The sequence below is a fragment of the Streptomyces sp. enrichment culture genome, from assembly GCF_964272855.1.
Lineage (GTDB): Bacteria > Actinomycetota > Actinomycetes > Streptomycetales > Streptomycetaceae > Streptomyces.
The window spans coordinates 1,830,337-1,856,427 of the sequence record NZ_OZ186847.1 but is presented as its reverse complement, the minus strand read 5'-3'; the positions used below and the strand labels follow the sequence as shown (position 1 = coordinate 1,856,427).

General features: G+C 71.8%; 18 protein-coding genes and 1 pseudogene. 12 read left to right on the top strand and 7 right to left on the bottom strand.

Going from position 1 to position 26,091, the window contains the following annotated elements:
• Positions 1-15: 15 nt before the first annotated feature.
• The 3 genes from ACSU6L_RS08010 to ACSU6L_RS08000 form a co-directional block, all read right to left on the bottom strand.
• Complete coding sequence (locus ACSU6L_RS08010) at positions 16-1,281, bottom strand: ROK family transcriptional regulator (protein WP_437054961.1); 1,266 nt, start codon at positions 1,279-1,281, stop codon at positions 16-18.
• Positions 1,282-1,460: 179 nt separating this feature from the next.
• Complete coding sequence (locus ACSU6L_RS08005) at positions 1,461-2,720, bottom strand: FAD-binding protein (RefSeq protein ID WP_437054959.1); 1,260 nt, start codon at positions 2,718-2,720, stop codon at positions 1,461-1,463.
• Between the two features lie 184 nt (positions 2,721-2,904).
• Positions 2,905-3,432, bottom strand: a complete 528-nt coding sequence (locus tag ACSU6L_RS08000) for a TetR/AcrR family transcriptional regulator (RefSeq protein ID WP_437054957.1) — start codon at positions 3,430-3,432, stop codon at positions 2,905-2,907.
• A gap of 135 nt (positions 3,433-3,567) precedes the next feature.
• Between ACSU6L_RS08000 and ACSU6L_RS07995 the strand changes: the two genes are divergently transcribed.
• The 10 genes and pseudogenes from ACSU6L_RS07995 to ACSU6L_RS07950 all read left to right on the top strand — a co-directional run bounded on the left by ACSU6L_RS07995 (position 3,568) and on the right by ACSU6L_RS07950 (position 17,916).
• Positions 3,568-4,893, top strand: coding sequence for a radical SAM protein (locus ACSU6L_RS07995; protein WP_437054955.1), 1,326 nt, complete (start codon positions 3,568-3,570; stop codon positions 4,891-4,893).
• A gap of 158 nt (positions 4,894-5,051) precedes the next feature.
• Entirely contained in the window at positions 5,052-6,626 is a 1,575-nt protein-coding gene (locus tag ACSU6L_RS07990; protein WP_437054953.1) for a cellulose binding domain-containing protein, read from the top strand.
• 482 nt (positions 6,627-7,108) lie between these two features.
• Positions 7,109-8,101, top strand: a complete 993-nt coding sequence (locus tag ACSU6L_RS07985; RefSeq protein ID WP_437054951.1) for an alpha/beta hydrolase — start codon at positions 7,109-7,111, stop codon at positions 8,099-8,101.
• Positions 8,098-10,122, top strand: coding sequence for a hypothetical protein (locus ACSU6L_RS07980; RefSeq protein WP_437054949.1), 2,025 nt, complete (start codon positions 8,098-8,100; stop codon positions 10,120-10,122). Before ACSU6L_RS07985 ends, ACSU6L_RS07980 begins: the two co-directional genes overlap by 4 nt.
• Positions 10,119-11,051 carry an AAA family ATPase gene (locus ACSU6L_RS07975; RefSeq protein WP_437054947.1) on the top strand — a complete coding sequence of 311 codons (933 nt, stop codon included), beginning with the start codon at positions 10,119-10,121 and terminating at the stop codon, positions 11,049-11,051. Before ACSU6L_RS07980 ends, ACSU6L_RS07975 begins: the two co-directional genes overlap by 4 nt.
• Positions 10,957-12,354: pseudogene (locus ACSU6L_RS07970) on the top strand (SAV_2336 N-terminal domain-related protein); the annotation flags it as partial. The gene ACSU6L_RS07975 and the pseudogene ACSU6L_RS07970, both read left to right, overlap by 95 nt.
• A gap of 342 nt (positions 12,355-12,696) precedes the next feature.
• The gene (locus ACSU6L_RS07965; protein WP_437064813.1) at positions 12,697-14,181 is read left to right on the top strand and encodes a N,N-dimethylformamidase beta subunit family domain-containing protein; all 1,485 of its coding nucleotides are present in this window, start codon (positions 12,697-12,699) and stop codon (positions 14,179-14,181) included.
• Between the two features lie 558 nt (positions 14,182-14,739).
• A complete protein-coding gene (gene rsgA, locus ACSU6L_RS07960) occupies positions 14,740-15,852 on the top strand; it encodes a ribosome small subunit-dependent GTPase A (protein ID WP_437054945.1) in 1,113 nt (370 codons plus the stop codon).
• 115 nt (positions 15,853-15,967) lie between these two features.
• Positions 15,968-17,338, top strand: a complete 1,371-nt coding sequence (locus ACSU6L_RS07955) for a bifunctional transcriptional activator/DNA repair enzyme AdaA (RefSeq protein WP_437054943.1) — start codon at positions 15,968-15,970, stop codon at positions 17,336-17,338.
• A gap of 8 nt (positions 17,339-17,346) precedes the next feature.
• The gene (locus tag ACSU6L_RS07950) at positions 17,347-17,916 is read left to right on the top strand and encodes a methylated-DNA--[protein]-cysteine S-methyltransferase (RefSeq protein ID WP_437054941.1); all 570 of its coding nucleotides are present in this window, start codon (positions 17,347-17,349) and stop codon (positions 17,914-17,916) included.
• Here the strand turns inward: ACSU6L_RS07950 and ACSU6L_RS07945 are convergent.
• The 3 genes from ACSU6L_RS07945 to ACSU6L_RS07935 all read right to left on the bottom strand — a co-directional run bounded on the left by ACSU6L_RS07945 (position 17,913) and on the right by ACSU6L_RS07935 (position 19,985).
• Positions 17,913-18,287: a PPOX class F420-dependent oxidoreductase gene (locus ACSU6L_RS07945; protein WP_437054939.1), complete on the bottom strand. Its 375-nt coding sequence runs from the start codon at positions 18,285-18,287 to the stop codon at positions 17,913-17,915. The two genes, ACSU6L_RS07950 and ACSU6L_RS07945, sit on opposite strands and share 4 nt — an antisense overlap.
• A gap of 149 nt (positions 18,288-18,436) precedes the next feature.
• Entirely contained in the window at positions 18,437-18,919 is a 483-nt protein-coding gene (locus ACSU6L_RS07940) for a DUF456 domain-containing protein (protein ID WP_437054937.1), read from the bottom strand.
• A gap of 79 nt (positions 18,920-18,998) precedes the next feature.
• Entirely contained in the window at positions 18,999-19,985 is a 987-nt protein-coding gene (locus ACSU6L_RS07935) for a helix-turn-helix domain-containing protein (protein WP_437054935.1), read from the bottom strand.
• A 299-nt stretch (positions 19,986-20,284) separates the two neighbouring features.
• On the opposite strand from ACSU6L_RS07935, the gene ACSU6L_RS07930 reads away from it, so the two are divergent.
• Together ACSU6L_RS07930 and ACSU6L_RS07925 are read left to right on the top strand one after the other, a co-directional pair.
• Entirely contained in the window at positions 20,285-22,258 is a 1,974-nt protein-coding gene (locus ACSU6L_RS07930; RefSeq protein WP_437054933.1) for a protein phosphatase 2C domain-containing protein, read from the top strand.
• 71 nt (positions 22,259-22,329) lie between these two features.
• Positions 22,330-24,072 (top strand): pyruvate dehydrogenase, encoded by a 1,743-nt coding sequence (locus tag ACSU6L_RS07925; protein ID WP_437054931.1) that lies wholly within the window; start codon positions 22,330-22,332, stop codon positions 24,070-24,072.
• A 345-nt stretch (positions 24,073-24,417) separates the two neighbouring features.
• On the opposite strand, the gene ACSU6L_RS07920 is transcribed toward ACSU6L_RS07925, so the two are convergent.
• Positions 24,418-25,992 carry a helix-turn-helix domain-containing protein gene (locus tag ACSU6L_RS07920; RefSeq protein WP_437054929.1) on the bottom strand — a complete coding sequence of 525 codons (1,575 nt, stop codon included), beginning with the start codon at positions 25,990-25,992 and terminating at the stop codon, positions 24,418-24,420.
• Positions 25,993-26,091: the final 99 nt, after the last annotated feature.

Sequence of the window (26,091 nt, the reverse complement as noted above, 5' to 3'; positions counted from 1 at the left end):
GCATCCCTTCCGTCGTCATGAAGGCGGTGCGGTACGGCTCCTTGCAGGGCTGGTGGTACGTCGTACGGGCTGTGCCTTCTTCCTCTGCGGCCCGACCGGCTGCAGCGCGCCCTCCAGCGCGAACGTCGCCGCGCCCAGGCACACCGGGTCGGTGGGGATCGGGGAGAGGACGATCTCGGTGGCGCTCAGCGGCCGCCGCAGCGCGTGGCGGGCCATGGCCTCGCGCACCTCGGCGAGCAGCGGCTCGCCCAGCGTGGCCGCGACCCAGCTGCTGAGCACCACCACCTCCGGGTTGAGCAGATTGACCAGGTCGGCGATGCCGGCGCCGAGATAGCGGGCGGTGTCCCGCACCACCTTCACGGCCACCGGGTCACCCGCGGCGACCCCGCGCGCCAGCGCGTCCACCGTGGCGGTCTGGTCCTCGGGGTGCAGCAGGGCGCTGCCGGGGCTCAGCTCCCGCAGGTTCAGCATGATCCCGGGCGCGCCGACGTACGTCTCCACACAGCCGTGGTTGCCGCAGTGGCACAGCCGCCCGTCCAGGACGAGCGTGGTGTGCCCCCACTCGCCGGCGCTGTTGCTGACGCCCCGGTGCAGCCCGCCGCCGAGCACCAGACCGGCGCCCACGCCGGTGCCGAGGTTCACCACCACGGCGTCCCCGCGCCCGCGCGCCGCCCCGAACCACAGCTCGGCGACCGCGCAGGCGCGCAGCGGATTGTCCAGGTGGAGCGGGTAGGCGATGTGCTCGGTGAGCAGGTCGAGCAGCGGCACGTCGTGCCAGTCCCAGTTCGGCGCGTACTCGGCGACGCCGGTGTCCCGGTCCACCTGCCCCGGCACGCTCACCCCGACGCCCAGCACCCGGGCGCCCTCGACGCCGGCCTGCGCGACCACCGAGCCGACGGCCGCGGCGACATGGCCGACCACCTGCTCGGGGCGGCTCTCGCCGGGCCGCATGTCCTCCTCGGCGCGGGCCAGCACGTTCAGCGCCAGGTCGAACAGCTCGACATGGACGTACGTCTCCGCGATGTCCACGCCGATCAACGCGCCCCCCGACGCGTTGACGGCGACCAGACCCCGGGGGCGGCCGCCCGCCGAGTCCTCGAACCCGACCTCGGTGATCATCCCGAGGTCGAGCAGCTCGCCGACGAGGGTGGCGACCGTGGCGAGACTCAGCCCGGTGGCGGCCGCCAGCTCCTGCCGGGAGGTGGGCGACTCGGCGATGATCTGGCGCAGCACCTCGTAGCGGTTGGCGGTGCGGATGTCGCGAGATGTGCCGCGCTTCATCGAACTCCCTTCGGCTCGTGCGCAACCGGGCACGGCGGCACCGGCGCGGCGCAAGGCTATGGCGAACGGGAGACTTTCGACAAGGGGTTCGGAAAGGGGGTGTAAGAAGTCGGTCGAATTGTGCGGGGCGTGGCGTCAAACGCCATGTCCGTCCGTCAGCGCCCCGGCACCACGTCCGTTTAGCCCTCCAGCACGTTCCGTACGAACGCGTTGGCGAACTTCCCCTCGGGATCCAGCTCCCGGGCGAGCGCCGCGAAGTCGCCCAGCCGCGGATACCGCTCCCGCACCACACCCGCCGGCACCGCGAAGACCTTGCCCCAGTGCGGCCGCGCGCCGAACCCGTCCAGCGCCTGTTCCACCCGCAGCACCGCCGGGAGGACCGCCGCCTGCTCCGCGATCCAGGTGAAGTGCAGGGCCACCGAGTCCCGTCCGTACGCGGGGCTCATCCACTGGTCGTCGGCGGCGACGGTGCGGATCTCGCAGGTCTGCAGTACGGGGGCGACCGTATCCCGGATCCTGTCGATCGCATACAACGCGTCGACCGCCGAGCCCCGCGGCAGCAGATACTCCGACTGCAACTCGTCCCCGCTGCTCGGCGTGAACTCCGCCCGGAAGTGCGGCAGTCGCTCGTGCCACGGCCCCGGCACGCCGAACTGCTCGGTGCAGTTCACCGCCGGCATCCCCGGCACCGGGTGCATCGCCTCGGTCGCGGGCGCGGCCCGGTCGACCCCGGCGTACGGCTGATCGGCCCGCCGCTTCACCCACACCTGCCGGAATCCGGGCGCGCCCCAGTCGGTGAACAGGCTGACGCTGTACGCCGCCCCCATCACCGCCTCGAACCCGTCCGGGTCCAGGCCCGCGAGCGGCAGTTCGGTGAACACGTACTGCTCCACCTCGAACGCGGGCTCCAGCTCGAGGGTGAGGGCGGTGACGGCGCCGAGCGCGCCCAGCGAGGTCACCGCGCCGCCGAACCGCTCCTCGCCCCGCCCGATCCGCACGGTCTCCCCGTCGGCGGTGACCAGTTCCACCTCGCGCACGGCGACGGAGAGCGGCCCGTTGCCGATGCCCGAACCGTGCGTCCCGGTCGCCACCGAACCGGCCACCGAGATGTGCGGCAGCGACGCCATGTTCGGCAGCGCCAGCCCGTGCCGGTGCACCACGCGGGCCAGTTCGGCGTACCGGACGCCGCCCGAGACCCGGACCGTCCGCGCCGAGGTGTCCACGTCGATCGCGGGCGGCAGCTCGGCGAGCGACAGCAGGACCCCGTCGGGGCCCGGTTCGGCGATCTCGTTGAACGAGTGCCCGCTGCCCAGCACCCGCACCCGCCCGCTCCCGGCGACGAGCGCGCGCAGCGCGTCGAGGGAGCGCGGGCGGTGCAGTTCCTTGGCGGCGTACGTGATGTTGCCCGCCCAGTTGGTCACGGGTGTGGTCGCGGTCATGCGGTGGGTCCTCCCCGGGGATCGAGACCGAGGCAGTGTACGGCGCGGCGGTCCGCGGGTGTGAAGCGCTTACTTCCCCGTGCTCGTGCCCCCGGCGTCCTGTCCCGCCTCCTGCTCCTGCTCCCGCCTCCTGCTCCTGCTCCTGACCCTGACCCCTGCTCCCGCCCCCCTCCCCGGAGGGGCCTCAGCGCTCCGTACCGAGCCCCGCCACCACCAGGTCGACCAGGCGGCGCAGCCGGCGGTGGACGGTGTCGGGTCCGCCGCCCGAGCCGTCGATGCCGGCGGCGGCGGCGAGCAGGGCGGACGCCGTCTCCAGCGGCTCGGCTGTGTCGGCGAGCAGCTGGGCGAGGACGTGGACCAGCTTCTCGTCCACCGGGCTGAGGCCCATGGCCTGCGCCTGCTCCATCAGTTCCTGCCGGTAGCGGGGCTCGGCGAGCCCCGCCGTCGCGTCCAGCCGTACCGCCAGCACGCCGTACACCCGGTCCGCGAGCGTCCCCTCGGCGTCGCGGGCCCCGTGCGCCGCCGCCACCAGCCGGCCGGTCACCTGCTCGGCGACCGCCGCGAACACGTCCTGCTTGTTGCGGAAGTACTGGTACAGCGCGGGGCGGGAGACCCCGGCGGCCTGCGCCACCAGGTCCATCGACGTCTGCCGGAAGCCGTACCGGCCGAACACCTCGACAGCCGCCGTCACGATCTCTTCCCGCTTGTCCATATTGACGACTCTGACGAAAACTGTCAGAAACGTCAAGGCTCACGGTGGACCCGGCTGCACACCTCAGAAGGCATGGGGCATACCGTGAGGAGTCGAACGTCGCACCACGGAATCGCCGCAGGGAGGAGACACGGGATGGGCAGCCGCACCGCGCTCGTCGAGGATCTGATGGAGCGCTTCCCGCATGTGCCGCGGGAGGCGGTCTTCAAGGAGGACCTGCTGCGCGGCGGCGTGGCCTTCGACCCGTCCGCGCTCAGCGACAACGAGGGCGGCGAGGTCAAGCCGAAGTCGTACTTCATCTTCTCCTTCGACCACGGCACCCTGCCCGAGCTGGGCGAGGCCGCGCTGCGCCGCCCGCCCGAGGAGATCATCCTCACCGGCGGCCCCTACGACCTGCGCCGCACCGTCGTCTCGGTCCGGGTGAACCCGGCCTCGCCGTACCGGGTCGCCGCCGACGACTCGGGCATGCTCGGCCTCTATCTCGACGGCAAGCGCATCGCCGACGTCGGCGTGCCCCCGATGCCCGAGTACTACCGGCACACCCTCTCCAACGGGAAGTCCGTCATGGAGGTGGCCCCCACCATCCAGTGGGGCTACCTGATCTACCTGACCGTCTTCCGTGTCTGCCAGTACTTCGGCGCCAAGGAGGAGTGCCAGTACTGCGACATCAACCACAACTGGCGACAGCACAAGGCCGCCGGTCGGCCGTATACAGGAGTCAAGGACGTCGAGGAGGTTCTCGAGGCCCTGGAGATCATCGACCGGTACGACACCCAGAAGGCGTCCACCGCCTACACCCTCACCGGCGGCGCCATCACCAAGACCGTCGCGGGCCGCGACGAGGCCGACTTCTACGGCCACTACGCCAAGGCCATCGAGGAGCGCTTCCCCGGCCGCTGGATCGGCAAGGTCGTAGCCCAGGCGCTGCCCAAGGCCGACGTGCAGCGCTTCAAGGACTACGGCGTGCAGATCTACCACCCCAACTACGAGGTGTGGGACGAGTACCTGTTCAAGATGTACTGCCCCGGCAAGGAGCGCTACGTCGGCCGCGACGAGTGGCACAAGCGCATCCTCGACTCGGCGGAGATCTTCGGCGCCCGCAACGTCATCCCCAACTTCGTGGCCGGCGTGGAGATGGCCGAGCCCTTCGGCTTCACCACCGTCGACGAGGCCATCGCCTCCACCACCGAGGGCCTGCGGTTCTTCATGTCCCACGGCATCACGCCCCGCTTCACCACCTGGTGCCCCGAGCCCACCACCCCGCTCGGCAAGGCCAACCCGCAGGGCGCGCCGCTCGAGTACCACATCCGGCTGCTGGAGGCGTACCGGGCCACCATGGACGAGTTCGGCCTGACCTCCCCGCCCGGCTACGGCCCGCCCGGCCCCGGCAACGCCGTCTTCTCCGTCAGCTCCTTCATGGACAGCCTCCCCGCGCAGGAGGCGGCCGCTGCGGGAAAGTGAACCCCGGGACATCGCTTGTCAGTTGTGGGCGAACCGTGAAAGGGTCGTGCCCGCCCTCGAGGTTCCCCGCAACTCCCCGCTCTTCTGTGACGAGTTGACCGCGGTGAGTCGACCGTGGGTGAGTTGACCTCGCACGTGCCCGCGCACGCAGGAGACCCATGCCCGACCTGCCGACCCCCCGGGACGCCACCGAGGAGGCGCTGTTCACCGAGTGCTGGGACACGGTGCTCTCCTACGCAGACCTGTGCACCTCCGGCTCCGCGGCGGCCGGCCGGCTCGCCCGGGAGGCGTTCGCCCGGGGCATGCGCGAAGTCCGCGGCGCCGAGTCCGCCGTACCCAGGGGCCCCGGCCGCCGTCCCGCCCGGCTGCCGCGCATCCCGCTGCTGCTGACCGCCGTACGCGACACGGCGGCCGACTGGGAGGCCGCGGGGGAGGGGCACCACCTCGACCCCGATCTGCGGCTGTGGCTCAACTCCGACAAGGCCGCCCGCCACACCGGGCCCCCGCAGCGCCGTCCGCTCGCCCTGCGCGGGCTGCGCGACATGCAGGAACCGGACGCCGCGCTGCTCTGGCTGACCGAGGTGGAGGCCCTGCCGCTGCCCGTCGCCGCCCGGCGGCTCGGCCTGGACCCGGCCGGAGCGACCGCCGAACTCGTTGAGGTCCGCGCCCTGTTCCGGGACCGCTGCCTGCGCAGCCACCGCGACGCGCCGCTCGACCCGCCCTGCCGCGGCTACGCCCGTCTCCTCGACGCAGTCACCCGCAACCCGGCCACCGAGAGCCCCGAGGACCTGACCCGGCACCTCGCCCACTGCGTCCACTGCTCCGAGGCCGCCGCATGCCTGCGCACGCACGGCGGCGGACTGCCCGCCGCCCTCGCCGGCGGGGTGATCGGCTGGGGCGGCCTCGCCTATCTGGAACGCCGCCGCCGCGCCGCCGAGGCCCGGCTCGGCCCCGGCCGCCCCGACGACTTCGAGCGGGACCCGGAGGACACCGGGGCGCACAAGGCACGCGTCCTGCGCAACGGGCTGCTCGTCGCCGCCGTGCTCGTCTCCGTGCTGGCGCTCGCCGTCACCCTGGTCCCCTTCGACGGCACCGGCGACCACGCCGCCGCCCCCGCCGACTCGGCCGACCGCCAGCCGGTCGCCGACCCGCACCCGTCCCAGCCGGGCCCCGAGCCCTCCCGGCGACTCACGACCCCGTCGCCCGACTCGGGCTCCGCCACCCCGACCCGCCGGTCCGGGACGCGGCCCACCGACGCCACCGACGCCACCGACGCTTCCGAAGGCCCCCGAGGCACTGAAGGCGCCGACGCCGCCGACCGGCCCCACCGCCCCGCCCCCGACCCGGACCCCGAGCCGCAGGGGACCGCCACCGCCGCCTCCACCGCCCCCGCCCCACCCCCCGGCGAGACCACGTCCCCGTCCTGCCACGTCCGCTACTCCCTCGCCGGCCAGTGGCCCGACGGCTTCCAGGCCACCGTCACCGTCCACACCGACCGCGCCCTCGACGACTGGCGCGTCGGCTGGACCTTCCCCGACGGCCAGCGGGTGAACCAGATGTGGGACGCGACCCACACCCAGGACGGCTCCCGCGTCACCGCCCGCGCCGCCCACTACAACCGAGCGGTCCCCGCCGACGGCACCCTCTCCTTCGGCTTCCTCGCCTCCTGGCAGGGCCGCAACGCACCGGCGTACGACTTCACCCTCAACGGCCGCCCCTGCGGCAGCTCCTGAGCGGGAAAGCCCTGGTGGAAAACGCGTTGACGGATCCGGCGGCGGTGGCGGGACGGCCACCGCGGAACGGTCGTAACTCTGGCCCGGCCCCGTGGTGCGCCGCCGGGACCGCCCTTGTGAAGGGCCTTTCCCGTGGCTTCCACTTCGGTTTCCTCCGCTCTCGCCCCCTACGGCTGGGACGACGCCTGGGCGGGCCGCGTCGAACGCCTCCTGGCGCTCGCCCGAGAGAGGGGTGGCTCATACAGCAGGTGGGCGGGACACATCAAGGGCGACAGCCACCAGTGTTTTCGGACCCTGAACCCGTCGGCTGACCAGTAGGAGGTGGGCCGAGCGCGGTGCTGGCGACGAAAGTGTCGTGTCAGCCAGAGCCTGGAGCTCCTCGGCGGATCTGACGGCGTTCAAGGACTCGGGGTGGATGCGGGTGCCGTCCACTCCAAATTCGCTGTTTCATGCGGTGTCGCGGTTTGCGCTGGGCTAAGGTCATGGGTCGCCAGCATTTCTCCCCCTTTGCCGTTCGTGGAGGCCCGGTGGTCTTACGGCTCGTCTTCATCCATGGCATCGGTGGTCCGCGCCGGGTCGAGTTGGACCGTGACCGATGGACTGCGGCGCTGGCTCAGGGAGCGAAGGCTGCGGGGCATGCCAAGGCCGCAGCGAAGCTCGTGGAGGGCAGCCTCGCGGATGTCGTCTTCGCGTATTACGGCGATCTGCTTCACAAGCCCGGAGCTCAGGGGACGGCCAGTCCGGAGTCGGTGGATGCCGAGGCCGAAATCCTTGCAGGACTCTTAGCGGAGATCATGGAGACCCACCTCGATCTAACGATCAGTCGCCATGAAGAGTCCGCCCTCCGCCATGCCCTGGCCGAACTGCGTCCCGCGGGCAACGTGCCACAGGGATCGGGCAACGTGGTCCGGGCCTGCATCAACGCGAGCACGACGTTGCTGGATGCGGGGCCCTGGCGCAAAGGCGGCCAATGGGCCGGCGGTAAGTTCCTGGTACGTGATCTCAACCAGGTGGCGCAGTACCTGGCACGAAGCCGCAACGCCCTCGATGTCCTGATCAGAAGTGTGGTGGCACAGGCGATAGGCACCGGTCCGTCGGTCGTGGTGGCGCACTCCCTGGGCAGCGTGGTGGCCTACGAGACGCTGCACGAGTTCCCGGTTTCCGTGCCGCTGCTGGTGACCATAGGTTCACCGCTGGCGATGCGCGCGGTGGTGTGGCCGCACCTGGAGCCCAAGCCATGCAGCACTCCACCCGGTGTCGCTTCCTGGCTCAACTTTTGGGATCGCGACGACGTCATCGTGCCCAGACCAATCCTGGAGTCGGACGTCGGCGCGAACGCCGACGGAGTGCGTGTTCACAGCTCCCGTGTCGACTCGGACGGTTTCTGGGTGCACACGGCCACCAAGTACCTGAGTCAAGGAGCGGTCGCCGGCCCAGTGATCGAGGCTCTTCAAGCAACTGCCGCACCCTCATGACAGCAGGTGAGCGTAGGCATCTGCTGGTCGTCGCCGCGCAGTGCAAGGCAATGGAAGACCTCCTGGAGCTGGAAAGTGCCGCGAATTCTCTGGTCGCCGTACTTGCCGACCCCGAGATAGGCGACTGTGCCCCAGGCTTGCCGGACGGCAGGTCACTGCTCCTGGGTCGTGTTGATGTCGACGAGATCTGGATCGCGGTTCGGGGCGCGATCGCGCACGCGGCGGCAAACGGTGCCGCTCTGATCATGGCCTTTCTCGGTCATGGTCTGGTCTCAGGCGAACACGCGACGTTGCATCTGATGGGCTGGCAGTCTACTGAGGGCGTGGCAGTCTCCGCCGTGAACATCAAAGATCTGCTGGGGCAGGCGGCCAACCAGCTGGGCGTGAGAGGCGTCATCGCAATCATCGACACGTGCAACGCTGCAGCCGCACACCCCTCGATCGAAGAGCTCACCACTGGCGCACGGAGCGGCCGGACCCGGATCGACCTGCTCATGGCTTCCGCCGTCCAGCAGAGGGCCTACGATCTGGACTTCTCCAAGGGGCTCGCCAAACTCCTGTGGGGCGGCGTACCAGCCGGGGGAGAGCGCCTTGGAGTGGGAGTGCTGAAGGAGCGCCTACGGGCCGGGGCGGCCACGTGCGGGGTCATCGCCTCCTCCTACGACGGTGACTCCTCGGCCCCCGAGCTGTGGCTGGCGCGTAACCGGCAAGCCGGCGGCTGCGCCCCATCGGCAGTCGGCCAGCGGGGAACGGATGAGCTGGCCATCGGACTGCTCGCTCTCTTCCCGGACAGGGAGTTCCCCCGGACTTGGACAGCGACCGCGCTGCGCGACCTCCAGAGGGAGATCGACGGCCTTCCCACTACGCCGGCGCAGGTCCGCGTAGCCAGAGCGTTGGACAGCCTGCTCCTCGCCAGGCAGACCGTCACGTTTCTGCACTCCTTCATGCCGACAGGTCTCAACACGCCCGCGCTTCGTCGCGCCATGGCGACCGTGGGAGCGCGGGCACACCGGCCTCTGGACGGTGCGCGAGACGCGGTGGAGAGCATCGCCCTCAACCATCCCGTGGAAGACGGCTCCTGCCGACCCGCCTTGGCGCGGTTCGTTGTGGCTTTGGCCGAGGACACCGGATGTGACCTCGAAGCACCCGAGTTGCGGTCGTGGGCCCTCGGCATCGATGCGCTGGTTCCCTACAACGATGCGGTGCTCCGAGCTCGGGAAGTCCGTCGGGAACGTCGTCTGCGGCTGGTGGTCCGCCTCGACTCGCCGGCTGGAGACTGGCCGGAAAGCCTGACCGCGTGGCTCCTCCTGGACGGGGCCATCCACGGTCACGCGGTGTTCACTCAGTGCACGGCCAGCCAGGCCGGTGCTGAGGCAAAGCTCATCGAGGTGGTCGAGTGGGCCGAAGCCATGGCCGAGGAACTCGACCTGCGTCTGCAGCGCATCGAAGTGGCCGTTCCCAGCAGGATCATGCTGCGGTGGGCTCCCGAGGGAGCCGTCAATGGCACACGTCTTGGAGTGCAATACGACGTACGTACCCGATGGAGCATCCGCCTCGATCCACCGGCCGGAATGCGGTGGATCAATAAGCACGCACAAGCGAGACTCTCCGCCATCGCAGCGAATGACAACGGCAGCAGCCCCATAACTTGGCTGGCCGACCACGAAGTGAGACCTCACGAAAGGCTGCGGGACGAACTCCAGAACGGTTGTCTCGTGAAACCGATCGGCCTTTTGGACTGCCCCCGTGGCGACCCGGAGCTCCTCGACCTGCTTCTGTCGTACGCGCCCATCCTGCTGTGGCCGGACGGGACCGGCTGGTCGGCCGAGCACTGTGCTCAAGTCGCCAAGCGCTGGAACGACCTACCGGCCGGCTTTCTTGCCGCCTACCGCGCTCGGTGGGCCGGAGACCAGAGCGACCCCATGGCTGACGTACGTGCGATTTGGGACGACGACGAGTGGCTGGCCTTCTGTGCAGGCGTCAAACGCCACTCGCATGCTTCACCAAGGAGAAATCAATGACGTGGGGTTCTTACTACCGTGGCGACGGTGTCACGCGTGATGTGTCGCTGGGCGCACCGCCACCGTGGCGTGAGTTCCCCCGGCGCTCACTCGGTATCCCCTTCCAGCCTCCCGACGGCCTCCCGGAAGCGGTGAACGCGGCGCTGAGTCTTCGTCGGCCGTTGCTCATCACCGGAACGCCCGGATCGGGCAAGTCGACGGTTATCGAGTCGGTCGCCGAGGAACTCCGGCTCGGCCCCGTACTACGCTGGCACATCACATCCCGCAGCACGCTGAGCGAAGCGCTGTACCGCTACGACGTCCTCGGCCGCATCCATGACCAACAACTGGCTCAGCCCAGTCGCCCGGCGGATGACATCGCCCACTTTCTTCAGCTGGGCCCGCTTGGCACAGCGATGATCCCGTCGCCCAAGCCCCGCTGCCTACTGATCGACGAACTCGACAAAAGTGACCTGGATCTGCCCAGCGACCTTCTCGAAGTGCTCGAACGCGGAGAATTCGAGATCCCAGAGCTGACCCGCTACAACCGCAAGGACGTGGATGTCCGCATGTGGGACAGCGAGGAACGTCACCGGATCACTCGAGGCCGAGTCCAATGCGCCGAGTTTCCGTTCATCGTCATGACCAGTAACGGGGAACGCGATTTCCCCGCGGCATTCCTCCGCCGGTGCATCCGCTTCGTCATGCCCAAGCCTGACAACGAGGCCATCCGCAAAGTGGTTCTGGCCCATCTCGGCCTCGATGTGACCGATTCCGCGCCGCTGGCCGACCTCGTGCGGGGCTTCGTCACCAGGATCCAAGCGGGCGACAGCCTGGCCGTCGACCAACTGCTCAATGCCCTCTTCGTCGTCGCCGGTGATGACGCGCCGCGCGGCGCACCCCGCGAGCGCGTACTCCGTCTGCTGCTGCAGGATCTCAATGGTGGCTGACAATCTCGACGGGCTTGTGCAGTCCGTTCTACGACTCGATCTGGGCCTCGACGCCACGGCCATCGCCGAGGCGTTGTGGCTGGCCACGGCGACACCGCCGGACTCCACTAGCGGCCATGTGGCTGGCCTCCGCAAGGCGGCGCGTCACACCGACTCGCCACCGTGCGCCGCCGCTGATCCGCAGAGGCCGGAGCCTGTGCAGACCGATGCCCAGGGCCCGACCAGGACGGCGTTCGCCGACGCGTCGGCTTCCGGTGTCCGTCGGACGGTGTCCAACGGACAGGTGCCGGTCCGTCAGGCAGACGCTCTCCCCAGCACACTGGCCCTCGGCAACGCCCTGCGCCCACTCAAGCGGCGCTGGCCCCAAGGGCGGCAATCGGAACTCGACCTCGAGGCCACCGTCCGGTCGTTCACCCTCACGCGCAGACTCATCCCGGAGTTCCGGCCCGCGCCGGAGAGATGGTTCGATGTACTCCTTGTCATCGACGACTCACCAGGCATGGCCTTGTGGGACCATGCCGTCGCCGAGCTGACTCGTCTACTTCAACAGCTTGGAGCTTTCCGCCGCATCCAGCAGTGTCGTATGACGCCCTCGGGAGACCGCTCCGTGCTGCGCAATCAGCAGGGCGACGCCGTAGGTCCCGATCAGCTCAAGGCGCCCAACCGCCGCACCCTCGTGATCGTGGTCACCGACGGGAGCGACGCCGGCTGGCGCCAGCCGAATGTGTGGCGCATGCTCCGTGCCTGGGCGTTGTCCAGTCCGACCGCCCTTCTCACTCCCCTCCCCGCCCGGCTCTGGTCCCGCTCCGGCCTCGATCTCCCCACGATTCGCGTGGGTGCTTCGGTGCCTGGAGCTGTGAACACGGAGTTGAGTCACCTGGTGCCCCACGTGCTGCGGAAGCGGTCCCACGATCAGTGGGTGCCGATTCCAGCCGTCAGGCTTACGCGGCACGCGCTCGGGCAGTGGGCCAGAACCCTGATGCAGAGGGACGCGCCGGGCTGTGATGCTCTACTGATCCCCCAAGGCGGCCGTCCGCACGAGGATGCTGAGCCCGTCTCCGGGGCGGACCTAGCCGACTCGTTCCAACGCGTGGCATCACCAGCTGCAGCTCGACTGGCCGTTCTCTGCTCCCCGTTCAGTGATCTGACACTACCGTTGATCAATCTCATACGTCAGGAACTGGTGCCCGAGGCGGGGACGGACGACGTTGCCGAGCTGATCAGCGGTGGTCTGCTGCTCAAAGACGGTCCAAGCTTCCATTTCCGCGAAGACGTACGAGTCGCGCTGACCAAGGTTCTGGGCCAATCCGACGCATGGCGGGTCCACGATGTCTTGCAGGAGCACATCGCCGACCGAGCAGGGCCAGACGGTGCCCAAGCCTCCGCCGTTTCCGATCGTGAGGGAAACACGGCGCTCTTCGCACCCTTGCAGTCACTGACGGCTGCGTCCCGCCAGACACTCGAACTCCTTGGGGTGCTCCGACCCACCGCGGCAGACTCCTCTCGGCCGAGTCAGCCGTCCCAGCCGCGTGATCAGAACGACGGGGTCCAGGCTGTCCTGCGGCATCCAGAACCCAGCGCGCCCGGTGCAAGGTTGCCGCGTAGGCCGCCCCTGTCGGGCCGCGGCACAGCCGAAGAACCGACTGTGACCAGTGTGAAATTGCGTCGGTGGGAGTCGGGTGCACTGGCGCACGCGGTCACCGATCCCTTCGGCCAGGGCCCTGTGCCCTGGCTTAGAGGCAACGAGGAGTACTTCGACGACACCGGTCACGTTGTCCCCTGGTACATCGACCTCGCCCAGAGCAGTGGAGAGACTGTCTCCCACGCCCGCGTCCGCGGTCCACGCTCGGCCGACGACGTGCATGGTCAGATCAAGGGCTTCGTCTCGCCCGGTGCGGTCGCGCCGGGTGAGGCGATCGACTTCCGCATCACCGTCGACCCGCCCCAGGAGTTCAGCGTCGACATCTACCGGATCGGCCACTACGGCGGCGACGGCGCCGCGAAGATCACCAGCAGCCCGCGGTTGTCGGGGATCGCGCAGCCGCCGCCTCTTGCCGCCGATCGCACGGTCTCCTGCCATCACTGGTGGCTCTCCTGGCGCCTGCAGATCCCGAGCTACTGGAACGCCGGCGCGTACGTGGCCGTGCTCACAACCGCCAATGGATACCGCTCCCACGTCCCCTTCACCGTGCGCGACAACAAGCCTGCGGACCTTCTTCTTCTGCTCCCGGACATCACCTGGCAGGCGTACAACCTGTACCCGGAGGACGGGCGAACCGGCGCCAGCCTCTACCACGCCTGGGACGAGAGCGGCCGATTGCTCGACGAGTCCGAGGCCGCGACGACCGTCTCCTTCGACCGCCCGTACGCCGGCGCCGGCCTGCCCCTCCATGTCGGCCACGCCTACGACTTCATCCGCTGGGCCGAGCGCTACGGTTACGACATCGCCTACGCCGACGCCCGGGACCTGCACGCCGGCCGCGTCGACACCACTCGCTACCGCGGCCTGGTCTTCCCGGGCCACGACGAGTGCTGGTCGACGGCCATGCGCAGGGCCGTCGAGGCTGCCCGCGACCAGGGCACGTCACTCGTCTTCCTTTCCGCCAACACCATGTACTGGCAGGTCGAGCTCGATCCGTCCCCCTCCGGCGAACCCGACCGTCTCGTCAGCTGCCGCAAGTACCGATCCGACTCGAAGGGCCGTACCGCCCTGTGGAGGGACTCCGGTGAGCCGGAGCAACTGCTCCTCGGCGTCCAGTACACAGGCCGGGTCCCGGAGCCGTCCCCCATGGTCGTGCGCAACGCCGACCACTGGCTCTGGGATGCGACTGGCGCACACGAGGGCGACGAACTCGACGGGATGGTCGCGGGCGAGGCCGACCGCTACTTCCCGCACACGCGGCTGCCCGAGCACCGGGTCCGCATCCTTCTCGCCCACTCCCCGTACCAGGACAGTGAGGGCGTCACCCGCCACCAGGAGACCTCCCTCTACCAAGCCCCAAGCGGCGCTCTCGTCTTCGCCTCCGGTACCTTCGCCTGGTCCCCCGCTCTGGATCGCCCAGGCCACGTCGACCCCCGTATCCAGCGAGCCACCGCCAATCTGATGGATCGCATCTGTAAGCGCAGTTGATCGCGTCCGACTAGCCGACGGGTCAGTGGCCCACGGCGACGTTCAGCCCAGGTTCGTCGACAGGACTGGGGCGGGCCCGTCGTTGTCAGCGGGACGCTGCCGTGATCGCGAAGTTCTGGGAGTCGCTGCCCTGCACATGTCGGTGCTCGACCCGGCGCGGACCCGAGAACGCGGCCCAACCGTTCGCGAAGGGGTCATTCGACATTGGCCGACATCGATGACGCGGCTGGCGAGGCGTCGGCAGCTGATCGCAAGTGACAGCGGTTGCCAAACTCGCAGGGGTGCACACAACACCGTCTACAAGCACCTGACGCGAAAAATTCGGTGGCGCCGGAATGTGGGCGACTCTAGGGTGAGGTTCGCTTCACGCGCGGGCTGTTGGCCGCCGCTGTCGACTGAGTGAGAAACGGGAGGTGTGACCGATGGCTGTCTCTGTGATGTGCGCTGTCCGCAACCAGAAGTTCATCAACTCCACCTCCGTGGTCTCCGGCTGATCTTTCCCACTTCTACGCGCCTGCCAGTGCGCGCGGCCGGGGCCGCCCCTGTGAAGGGTTCCCCTTGAATCTCTCTTCTCCTTCGGCTTCTTCCGCTTCGTCGCACCCTCTGATCCCCTACGGTTGGGACGCGGGCTGGGAAGCGGAGCTCGCTCCGTACGCCGACCAGGGTCTCCTGCCCGGACGGGTGGTACGTGTCGACCGCGGGCAGTGCGACGTGGTCACCGCGGACGGCGTGGTCCGCGCCGACACCGCCTTCGTCACCCCGCACGACCCGATGCGGGTCGTGTGCACCGGCGACTGGGTCGCCGTCGACCCCGAGGGCGGCAACCCGCGCTACGTCCGCGCGTACCTGCCGCGCCGGACCGCGTTCGTGCGGTCCACCTCCTCCAAGCGGTCCGAGGGGCAGATCCTCGCCGCCAACGTCGACCACGCCATCGTCGCCGTCTCCCTCGCCGTCGAACTCGACCTCGGCCGCGTCGAACGCTTCCTGGCGCTCGCCTGGGAGTCCGGCGCGCAGCCCGTCGTCGTCCTCACCAAGGCCGACCTCGTCCCCGACCCGGTGACGCTGTCGCACCTCGTCCAGGACGTGGAGACCTCCGCGCCCGGCGTCCCCGTGCTCACCGTCAGCGCCCTCGACGGCGACGGGCTGGAAGTGCTCACCGCCGTCCTCGGCACCGGCACGTCCGTGCTGCTCGGGCAGTCCGGCGCGGGCAAGTCCACGCTCGCCAACGCCCTCAAGGGCGAGGACGTCATGACGGTGCAGGCCGCCCGGGACGTGGACGGCAAGGGCCGGCACACCACCACCACCCGCAACCTGCTCGCCCTACCCGGTGGCGGAGTGCTGATCGACACCCCGGGCCTGCGGGGCGTGGGCCTCTACGACGCCGAGGCCGGCGTCGGACAGGTGTTCTCCGAGATCGAGGAACTGGCCGAGCGGTGCCGGTTCCACGACTGCGCCCACGAGGCCGAGCCCGGCTGCGCGGTGCTCGACGCCGTCGACACCGGCGAACTGCCCGCCCGGCGGCTGGACAGCTACCGCAAGCTCAAGCGCGAGAACCAGTGGATCGTGGCCAAGACCGACGCCCGCGTCCGGTCGGAGATCCGCAAGGACTGGAAGCGCAAGCACGCGGAGGGCCGGGCGGCGGTGGAGGCCAAGCGGAAGGGGTGGCGGTAAGGCCACCATCGGGTCGCGCTAGGCCGCCCATCGGGTGGCGCCGGCTTCCGCACCGGGCTCGGTGTCCGATTTCCGCCAGCGGTCCGTGCCGCCGCGGCGGAGACTGGACGGTGTGATGGACGAAGACAGCAGGTACGAGGCCGTACGCAGCCGGGACGCCCGGTTCGACGGGGCGTTCTTCTTCGCCGTCGAGACCACCGGCATCTACTGCCGGCCGAGCTGCCCGGCGGTGACGCCGAAACGGCGCAACGTACGGTTCTTCGCGACGGCCGCCGCCGCGCAGGGCTCCGGTTTCCGGGCCTGCCGGCGGTGCCGTCCGGACGCCGTGCCCGGCTCGGCCGACTGGAACGTCCGCGCGGACGTCGTCGGCCGGGCCATGCGCCTGATCGGCGACGGCGTCGTCGACCGGGAGGGCGTGGCGGGACTCGCCGCGCGGCTCGGCTACAGCGCGCGGCAGGTCCAGCGGCAGCTCACCGCCGAGCTGGGCGCCGGGCCGGTCGCGCTCGCCCGGGCGCAGCGGGCGCACACCGCGCGCGTCCTGCTGCAGACCACCGGCCTGCCGGTCACCGAGATCGCCTTCGCGTCGGGGTTCGCCAGCGTGCGGCAGTTCAACGACACGATGCGGGCCGTGTACGCGTCGACCCCGACCGAACTGCGGGCCGCGGCCCCCCAGGGCCGCCGTACGGCGAACCGCACCAGCGCCGGCATCCCGCTGCGGCTCGCCCACCGGGGCCCCTACCAGGCCGGGCGCGTGTTCGACCTGCTGGCACGGGAGGCCGTGCCCGGCGTCGAGGAGATCGAAGGTTCGCCCGGCCGCCGCACCTACCGGCGCACCCTGCGGCTGCCGTACGGCACCGGCATCGTCGCCGTCGACGAACGCCCCGGCGCGCCGCGCTCGGCCACCGGCGGCTGGCTCGACGCCCGGCTGCACCTGACCGACCCCCGCGACCTGACCACCGCCGTGCAGCGGCTGCGACGGCTGTTCGACCTCGACGCCGACCCGTTCGCCGTCGACGAGCGGCTGGGCGCCGACCCGCGCCTCGCCCCGCTGGTCGCGGCCCGGCCGGGACTGCGGTCACCGGGCGCAGCCGACCCGGAGGAACTGGCCGTACGGGCGCTGGTGGGGCGCACCGCTGCCGAGGACCTGGTGCGGCGGTACGGCAAGGCGCTCGACGCGCCGTGCGGCACCCTCACCCACCTCTTCCCCGAACCGGCCGTCCTCGCGGAGGCCGAGCCCCACGGCCCCCTCGGCGCGCTCACCGCCGCCCTCGCCGACGGCGCCGTACGACTCGATCCCGGCGCCGACCGCGACGACGCGCAGGCCGCGCTGCTCGCGCTGCCCGGCATCGACGCGGCCACCGTCGCCGTCATCCGCACCCGCGCCCTGGGCGACCCGGACGTCGCCCCGCCCGGCGCGGACGTCCCCGACACCTGGCGCCCCTGGCGCTCGTATGCCGTACGACACCTGCGAGCAGCAGGGGAGTAGGAGAAACCGTGCACACCGGAACGACTGAACCGACCACACCGACCGGGTCTGCCGCACCGTCCAGGCCTGCCGGGCCGAGCGCGCCGACGTACTGGACGCACCTCGACAGCCCTCTTGGCACCCTCCTCCTCACCGCGGACCCGGACGGCGCCCTGACGTCCCTCTCCGTGCCCGGTCAGAAGGGCGGGCGTACGGACCTGGAGGGCTGGCGGCAGGATCCCGGCCCGTTCCGCGAGGCCGCCGCGCAGCTCACCGCCTACCTCGCCGGCGAACTCAAGGAGTTCCACCTGCCCCTGCGGACCCACGGCACCGCCTTCCGCGAGCGGGTCTGGGCCGCCCTCGACACCATCCCCTACGGGGCGACCACGACGTACGGCGAGATCGCCGCGCGGATCGGCGCGTCCCGCGCGGCCGTACGGGCCGTCGGCGGCGCCATCGGCGCCAACCCCCTGCTGATCGTCCGCCCCTGCCACCGCGTGATCGGCGCCGACGGCTCCCTCACCGGCTACGCGGGCGGCCTCGACCGCAAGATCCGGCTGCTCACCCTGGAGGGAGTGCCGGTCCAGGACCTGGCCTAGGCCTCGCCGTCCAGACCCCAGCTGTGGATCCAGCGCGGGTGGATGCGGATCAGTTCCTCGCTGAAGTGCGGGCCCAGCTCGTGCGGGCCGGTGAGCAGTTCGGCCTCGCCGCGGATCTCGATGCCGCGCACCTGCCACGGCCTGACGCTCACGATGTCGTCGACGACCAGGGACAGCCGGGGGTTCTGCCCTAGGTTGCGCCACTTCTTCGTACGGCCCATGGCGTACCCGCCGATCAGGATGGTGCCGTCGTCCTGGGGGAAGAAGCCGACGGGGTTCGCCTGCGGCTGTCCCCGGGGGTCCACGGTGGCCAGCCGCCCCAGCCGCTGCTCCTTCAGATACGCCCGCTCCGCCTCACTGAACTCGGTCATGCCGCCCAGCCAAGCACGCCGCCGCCCACGGCACATCGGCTTCCCGCCCTAGGCCGGAGGGACCAGCCGGAGGGACCAGCCGCAGGGGCCAGCCGCAGGGGCCAGCCGTAGAGACCGCGGGAGACACCAGCCGTAGGGACCAGGGGGGCTCAGCCCCAGAACACCGCGCCCAGCCACGCCCCCATGATCAGCAGGCAGGCGAACAGCTCCACCAGCACACTCGTCCCGCCCGACCGCATCGTGGCCCGCAGCGCCGCCCGTGCCTCCCCGGACCGGCCCAGACGCAGGCGTTCGGCGAGGTAGATGCCACCCATGAAACCGGGGATCGCCCCCAGCACCGGCAGCAGGAAGAAGCCGAGCAGCGCGCCGAGCCCGGCGCACACCGTCATCCGGGGAGTGGCACCGCCCGCCCGCAGCCGCCGGGGCGGCAGCACCCAGCGCACCACCTGGGCGAGGAACAGCACGACCGTGGCCCCCACCAGCACCCCCCACGCGACCGGCCGGGGATCCTTCAGCGCCCACCACATCACCGCGGCCCACACCAGCCACGAACCGGGCGCACCCGGCACCAGCACTCCGCACAGGCCGAGCAGCATCACCAGGCCGACCAGCAGGAGCTCCCACACTCCCATGAGCCAAGGGTGCCGGAGCCCGCCGCGGCGCGCAGTCCCACGGGAGCCGTACAGCGGGACCGGTGCAGCGGGCGCCGGATCAGGGGCGTTCGCGCGCCACCCAGCCCCGCTCGTACGCGTGCCAGCCCAGCTGGAGCCGGGTCGTCACCCCGGTCAGCTCCATCAGCCGCTTCACCCGGCGCTGCACCGTCCGCAGGCCCAGGTCGAGCTGCTTGGCGACGCTCGCGTCGGTCAGCCCGGCCAGCAGCAGCGACAGCACCTCCAGGTCCGTGCCGTCGGGGCCGTCCGGGCCCTCCTCCCGCACACCGGACGCGCCGAGCCGCAACGGCAGCGCGTCCCGCCACACCGCCTCGAACAGGCCCGACAGCAGCTCCAGCAGCCCGCTCGCGTGCACGACCAGCGCGGCCGGCTCGGCGGTGAGGTGGGTGAGCGGCACCAGCGCCAGCGAGCCGTCGGCGACGACCAGCTTCGTCGGCACCTTGTCCACCACCCGCACCTGCTCGTCACGGCCGAGGGCGGCGGTCAGCTCCGTGATGCCGTGCGGCTGGTCCAGCACGGCCCGCTCCACCACCACCCGGTAGCGCACGCCGCGGGCCGCCGCCTGCTCCTCGGCGTCGTTCTCCATGCCGGTCACGGCCACCGGGGTGCCGGTGACCAGCGCGCACACCTCCTCGCTCGCCGCGAGCTGCAACTGCAGGAACCGCTGGGTCACCGCGGCCGCGCCGATCACCACCTCGACCAGGTCGTGCACGGCCGGCTCCGAGGCCGCCGCCCGGTACTCCTCGGCGAGCAGCGCCGCCGCCAGTTCCGCCTTCTCCAGCTCGTGCCGCTGCTGGGCGAGCAGCGCGCCGAGCGCCACGCCCGGCGGGGCGGCCACCCAGCGGCCGGGGCGGGCCGAGGACTGGGCGGCGAGCCCGTGCCGCTCCAGGCGGCGCAGCGCCCGCTCGGTGTCCTGCTCGCCGAGACCCAGGCGCCGGGCCAGATCGGGTACGTCGGCGGCGCCGACCGCCACCAGCGCGCGGTACGCCGACTCGTGCGTCTCGTCCAGCCCTATCGCTGCCAGCACCAGGCTCCGCCCCTCCCCGACGACACGTCCCGCGGTGTCCACGCGTGGCGGGAAACGGCCACGGCGCAAAACCGCCGCCGAACATCATCGCCGTAGCCCCTCGCGCTCTGCCAAGGTGGGGTCACCGGCGCCGACGGGGCCGGGTCTCACGCCGTCGCCGGGCGGCTCTCCCGTGGGGGGTGGAGCCGTCCGGCGACCACCAGCACCCTTTGCCCGCACCGCTGTTCGACATGTCACGGTGTACGGGATTTTCCTGATGCCCCGTTTTCCCGCGGCCCGCGCGGTGGACAATTAGGGGCATGAGCCAGCAGGGGGGAAGGCCCACCGGTCACTCCGACGACTGGTGGGGGCAGTTGTACGACGACTCCACCGAGGACACGGGCCCCACGCGCACGCCCGACTCGCTGGACGACCGCTTCGCCTCCGCATCCGGAGCCCTCTCCGCCGACCCACCGCCACCACCGCCGCGCGTACCCGCTCCGCGCCCCGACAGCGCGCCCATCAGTCGTGCATGGTCCCCCAGGCCGCCCGGTGACGCCCCTGCGGGAGACGGCTGGTCCCCGACGCCGCCCCGTAACGCCCCTGCGGGGGACGGCTCAACCCCGGCACCGCCCGGTGACGCCCTCGGCGGACACGGCGGACACGGCTCCGAGCCGCCACCACACCCGCCCGGCGACCCACGTCACGCCCCACCCCGCCCACCGGACCCACCGGCGCCCACGGTCCCCCCACCCGCCGGAAGGGCCCCGGAGCCCGCTGACGCCCCGCCGTTCGCCCCGACACAGCCGGAGCCCGCCGACCCCCGGCCCGCTGCGAGGCCAACCGGATCCGCGGCTCATCCGTTCAGCGCCAGGCCGCCGGCGTCCGCTGCCGCGCCGCCCGGCGGCAGGCCGCCCGAGTCGGCCGGGGCGGTGCCCGGCCCGAGGCCGCCGCAGCCCGCCGGCCCCTCGTCCGGTGGCAAGGCGTCCGAGGTCGCCTTCCCGCCGCCCGGCCCGAGGCCGCCGCAGCCCGCCGGCCCCCCGACCAACGGCAAGTCGCCCGAAGCCGTCTTCCCACCGCCCCGCCCCACGCCACCGGAGCCCGCCGACCCCCCGACCGGCGGCAAGTTGCCCGAGGCCGTCTCCCCACCCCCCGACCCAAGGCCGCCGACGCCCGCCGTCCCGGCGCCCCAGGGCCCCACCGTCTCGACCACCGGGCGGCATACTGCCCCCGCCCCCACGCCGCCCGTGCCCCCGCCTCCCACGCCGGCCCCGCCATCCGCCGGCCGGGTGGGCGCGGGAGCGGGCGTCGAGGCGCCCGTGCGTCTCGCGGGGCCCGGCTACGTCGGGTCCGGGCCTCCGACCTACGACCCCGAGCCCACCGCGCTCCCCGCCGTCGATCCCGACGGCCTCGACGAGCTCGTCCCCGACACCGTGCTGGACGGCGCCCGGCAGGGAACCTGCACGTTGCGCGCGGTCTCCATGCGGGGTGACTCCGCGCGCTACCGGGGTGAACCGCGCCGCGACGCGCTGCTGACCGCCCGCTTCGGCGCCGGGGAGCAGTCGCTGGTGCTGGTGGCGATGGCCACCGGCGCGCGGGCGACGCCCCGCGCCCACCACGCCGCCGCCGAGCTGTGCCGGTGGATCGGCCGGGCCGTCGGCCGCAGTCACGCGCGGCTCGTCGAGGACATCCGCGCCGGCCGCCGCGGCGACCTGAAATCGGGCCTGCACCGGCTGACCGACCGCAGTCTCGGCAGACTGCGCGGCGCTGCCGTCGAGCAGGGGCTGCGCCCCGAGGAGTACGCGGCGACCCTGCGCTGCCTGCTGCTGCCCGCCGATCCCGCCTGCCGCGTCCGCGTGTTCTTCGGTGTCGGCGCGGGCGGGCTCTTCCGGCTGCGCGACGGCGTCTGGCACGACATCGAACCGCCGGTCACCGAGGTCACCGGCGAGCCAGTCGTCGGCTTCGGCTCGCCGCCGGCCGAGACCTCCGAGGGCGACCGGCTCACCATGGACCTCGGCATCCCCACACCCCCGAGCCCGTACGACCCGAGGCCCGAGCCACCCCGCGAACCGTTCCGCTTCCGTGCCTCCGTAGCCCGACCGGGTGATGTCCTCCTGATGTGCACCGCCGGCCTCGCCGAGCCCCTGCGCGGCGAACCCGGACTCCCCGCGCATCTCACCGAACGGTGGTCCCGCCCGCAGCCCCCGGGCCTCGCCGCGTTCCTCGCCGACACCCAGGTCCGGGTGAAGGGCTACGCCGACGACCGTACGGCGGCGGCCGTTTGGGAGGCGTAACCGCGCCCCCTGTGGATTGATGGAGGGACGGACCCGAGGAGCGGGACGAGACCCAAGGGGTGCATGGATCCATGGCCAAGCAGAACGTCGCCGAGCAGTTCGTCGACATCCTCGCCCGCGCCGGAGTCAAACACCTGTACGGCGTCGTGGGCGACAGCCTCAACCCCGTCGTCGACGCCGTCCGCCGCAACTCCGCCATCGACTGGATCCACGTCCGGCACGAGGAGACCGCCGCCTTCGCGGCCGGCGCCGAAGCCCAGATCACCGGCAGGCTGACGGCCTGCGCCGGCTCCTGCGGCCCCGGCAACCTCCACCTCATCAACGGCCTGTACGACGCCCACCGCTCCATGGCCCCGGTCCTCGCCCTCGCCTCGCACATCCCGTCCAGCGAGATCGGCCTCGGCTACTTCCAGGAGACCCACCCCGACCGGCTGTTCCAGGAGTGCAGCCACTACAGCGAGCTGATCTCCAGCCCGAAGCAGATGCCCCGGCTGCTGCAGACCGCCATCCAGAACGCGGTCGGCCGTTCCGGCGTCAGCGTGGTCTCCCTCCCCGGCGACATCGCCGCCGAACCCGCCCCCGACCGGGCCGCCGAGACCGCCCTGGTCACCGCCCGGCCCACGGTCCGCCCCGGCGACGCCGAGATCGACCGGCTGGTCAGGATGATCGACGCGGCCGACAAGGTCACCCTGTTCTGCGGCAGCGGCACCGCGGGCGCGCACGCCGAGGTCATGGAGTTCGCGGAGAAGATCAAGTCACCGGTGGGGCACGCCCTGCGCGGCAAGGAGCACATCCAGTACGACAACCCGTACGACGTCGGCATGAGCGGACTGCTCGGCTACGGCGCCGCCTACGAGGCCACTCACGAGTGCGACCTGCTCCTGCTGCTCGGCACCGACTTCCCGTACAACGCCTTCCTGCCGGACGACGTGGCCATCGCCCAGGTCGACGTACGGCCCGAACACCTCGGCCGGCGCTCCAAGCTGGACCTCGCCGTGTGGGGCGATGTGAAGGAGACGCTGCGCTGTCTCATCCCGCGGGTGCGGGCCAAGGAGAACCGCCGGTTCCTCGACAAGATGCTGAAGAAACACGCGGACGCGCTGGAGGGCGTCGTCAAGGCGTACACCCGCAAGGTCGACAGGCACATCCCGATCCACCCCGAGTACGTCGCCTCCGTCCTCGACGAAGTCGCCGCCGAGGACGCCGTGTTCACGGTCGACACCGGCATGTGCAACGTCTGGGCGGCCCGCTACATCTCGCCCAACGGCCGGCGCCGCATCATCGGCTCCTTCTCCCACGGCTCCATGGCGAACGCGCTGCCGATGGCGATCGGGGCGCAGTTCACCGACCGCCGCCGCCAGGTCGTGTCGATGTCCGGTGACGGCGGGTTCTCCATGCTGATGGGCGACTTCCTCACCCTCGTCCAGTACGACCTGCCGGTGAAGGTCGTACTCTTCAACAACTCCTCCCTCGGCATGGTCGAGCTGGAGATGCTGGTCGCAGGCCTCCCCTCCTACGGCACCGCCAACGCCAACCCGGACTTCGCCGCCGTCGCCCGCGCCTGCGGCGCCTACGGCGTCCGCGTCGAGAAGCCCAAGCAGCTCGCCGGTGCGCTCAAGGACGCCTTCAAACACAGGGGCCCCGCACTCGTCGACGTCGTCACCGACCCCAACGCCCTGTCGATCCCCCCGAAGATCAAGGCCGAGATGGTCACCGGCTTCGCCCTGTCCGCGTCGAAGATCGTGCTGGACGGCGGCGTCGGCCGCATGCTCCAGATGGCCCGCTCCAACCTCCGCAACGTGCCGCGGCCCTAGGGGGCGTCTCGCCGATCATGCCGGGCTGATCCGGCCTGATCGATGAGACACCCCTAGGGCATGTCCGCGAAGCCGCGGCAGGCGTTCCATCCGCCGCAGCCGTGGCGGCGGTCGCCAGGGCGGCGCTCCGCTGGGCGGTGGGTGCCCGGGTGGCGTTCCGCTCGGCGGCGGGGCCCCGGGGCGGGTGACGCAGAGCGCGTGGGGAGGGCGCACAGGCGCATTCACGCGAGCTGGGGGCGGACGCCCATGGTGCTCATGGCAGCCCACTGCCACCATGACGGAGGCCGCCGAGCCGGGCCGGCCGTCGGGGGTGTTCGTGGAACGGCGCTACTTTGCGGACACGCCCTAGCTGTAAGGCGCCCAGCGGCGGGCGGAGGTGTCGTAGGTGTAGCGGGGCAGGTCCTCGATGGCGCTGGTGCGGAACGGGCGGCCGTGGTCGTCGATCCGGACGGTGCCCGTGCGGCCCTGGGAGGACCAGTCCAGCTCCAGGTACCAGCGGCAGTCGCAGCCCGCGGTCCGCGCGGTGACCAGCAGCACCTCCGGGTCCTCCGCCGACACCCGGTACGGCAGCCGGACCGCCGGGATCGGCGTGCCCGCGTCGTTCCCGGCCACCGAACGGGCGATCGGCCGGTCCTTGTCCAGGTCCACCGCGAAGTGCCGGGGCGTGATCGAACCGCCGCAGCCCTCGTCCATCGCGTAGGCGTTGCCGGCCGCGGGCTCGGTCCGCCCGGCCACGCGCACCCGCAGCGCCTCCAGCACGACGGCCGTGGACGACAGCCCCTGCACGGAGATCCGCACGTTCGTCTCCCTGCCGTGCACCGCGCCCTGCGCCGCCGCCCACGTCCCGGCGTCCTGCGGGACCGGGGGCGGCGGCACCCGGTCCGGCGGCGCGGCGACGACGTAGTCGTGACCGCAGCCGAGCGCCCACACCTGGGAGTCGGCGGTCCAGGCGAGCGGGGCGGCGGGGGCGGCGGGCGTGCCGCGGCCGGTGGGGGAGGGACCGGCGGACCGTCCCTCGCCCCGCGCGGGCGGCGACGAGGTCGCCGGAACCGATGTCTCCGACGGTGTCGCGGAGCGGCTCGGCGTGCGGGTGGGGGGCCCGGTGGGCGCCGTACGGGAGTCCGCGGTGGCGGAGTCCGCCGTACGGGACGAAGGCGCGGCCCCGGCGGCCGAGGGACCGCGCTCGGTGGGCAGCGCGGCGAGGCCGCCCACCGTGGCGAGCAGGACGCAGGCGACGGCGGCACTGACGACGGTACGGCGACGGCGGTACCAGGGGGCGGGCAGCACCGGGGCCGGGGCAGTGGCTTCCGGAACGGGTCCCGGTGCCGGCGCGAGTCCCGGCACCGACGCGGCTGCGACGGCCTCTGCCGACGCGGTTGGCTCGCCCGGCGCGGTGGCGTCCGCCGGTGTCGTCGGTTCGTGGGGTGCGGTGGGCTCGTCCGGTGTGGCGGCCTCCACGAGTGCGATGCCTTCCGCCGGTGCGGTGGCGTCCGCCCGTGCACCGGCTTCCGCCGGTGCCGTCGGCGCGTCGGCTGCGGCGCCCTCCTCCGGTGTGGCGGCCTTCACCGGCCCGGTGGCCTCCGCAGGTGCGGCAGCCTCCCCCAACCCGGCAGCCTCCCCGGCTGCCCCGGCCCCGTCCGTCACCGCCCCCTGTTCCCCGCGCGGCCGGCGCCGGGCCGCTGCCGCCGACAGCCACCGGCGGTGCAGTTCCAGCCGTTCCTCGGGGGTCGCCCCGCACAGCGCGGCGAAGCGTTCGACGGGGGCGAAGTCCTGCGGGACCGCGTCTCCGGCGCAGTAGCGGTGCAGAGTGGAGGTGTTCATGTTCAGGCGGCGGGCCAGCGAGCCGTAGCTGCGGTCCGTGCGGTCCTTCAGCTCTCGCAGCAGCGCCGCGAACTCGGCGACGTCGTCCTGTCCGGACACCCTTCCCCCGGTGCGCTCACGTCCCGGGACGGCATCCCAGGTACTCCATATCACTGCACGTCAGACGGCATGGGATGGTTCCATGCCGGCGGATCCGGC

Coding starts and splice junctions, on each gene's coding strand:
- ACSU6L_RS08010 (WP_437054961.1), bottom strand. CDS start 1,281: ATGAAGCGCGGCACATCTCGCGACATCCGCACCGCCAACCGCTACGAG.
- ACSU6L_RS08005 (WP_437054959.1), bottom strand. CDS start 2,720: ATGACCGCGACCACACCCGTGACCAACTGGGCGGGCAACATCACGTAC.
- ACSU6L_RS08000 (WP_437054957.1), bottom strand. CDS start 3,432: ATGGACAAGCGGGAAGAGATCGTGACGGCGGCTGTCGAGGTGTTCGGC.
- ACSU6L_RS07995 (WP_437054955.1), top strand. CDS start 3,568: ATGGGCAGCCGCACCGCGCTCGTCGAGGATCTGATGGAGCGCTTCCCG.
- ACSU6L_RS07990 (WP_437054953.1), top strand. CDS start 5,052: ATGCCCGACCTGCCGACCCCCCGGGACGCCACCGAGGAGGCGCTGTTC.
- ACSU6L_RS07985 (WP_437054951.1), top strand. CDS start 7,109: ATGGGTCGCCAGCATTTCTCCCCCTTTGCCGTTCGTGGAGGCCCGGTG.
- ACSU6L_RS07980 (WP_437054949.1), top strand. CDS start 8,098: ATGACAGCAGGTGAGCGTAGGCATCTGCTGGTCGTCGCCGCGCAGTGC.
- ACSU6L_RS07975 (WP_437054947.1), top strand. CDS start 10,119: ATGACGTGGGGTTCTTACTACCGTGGCGACGGTGTCACGCGTGATGTG.
- ACSU6L_RS07955 (WP_437054943.1), top strand. CDS start 15,968: ATGGACGAAGACAGCAGGTACGAGGCCGTACGCAGCCGGGACGCCCGG.
- ACSU6L_RS07945 (WP_437054939.1), bottom strand. CDS start 18,287: ATGACCGAGTTCAGTGAGGCGGAGCGGGCGTATCTGAAGGAGCAGCGG.
- ACSU6L_RS07940 (WP_437054937.1), bottom strand. CDS start 18,919: ATGGGAGTGTGGGAGCTCCTGCTGGTCGGCCTGGTGATGCTGCTCGGC.
- ACSU6L_RS07930 (WP_437054933.1), top strand. CDS start 20,285: ATGAGCCAGCAGGGGGGAAGGCCCACCGGTCACTCCGACGACTGGTGG.
- ACSU6L_RS07925 (WP_437054931.1), top strand. CDS start 22,330: ATGGCCAAGCAGAACGTCGCCGAGCAGTTCGTCGACATCCTCGCCCGC.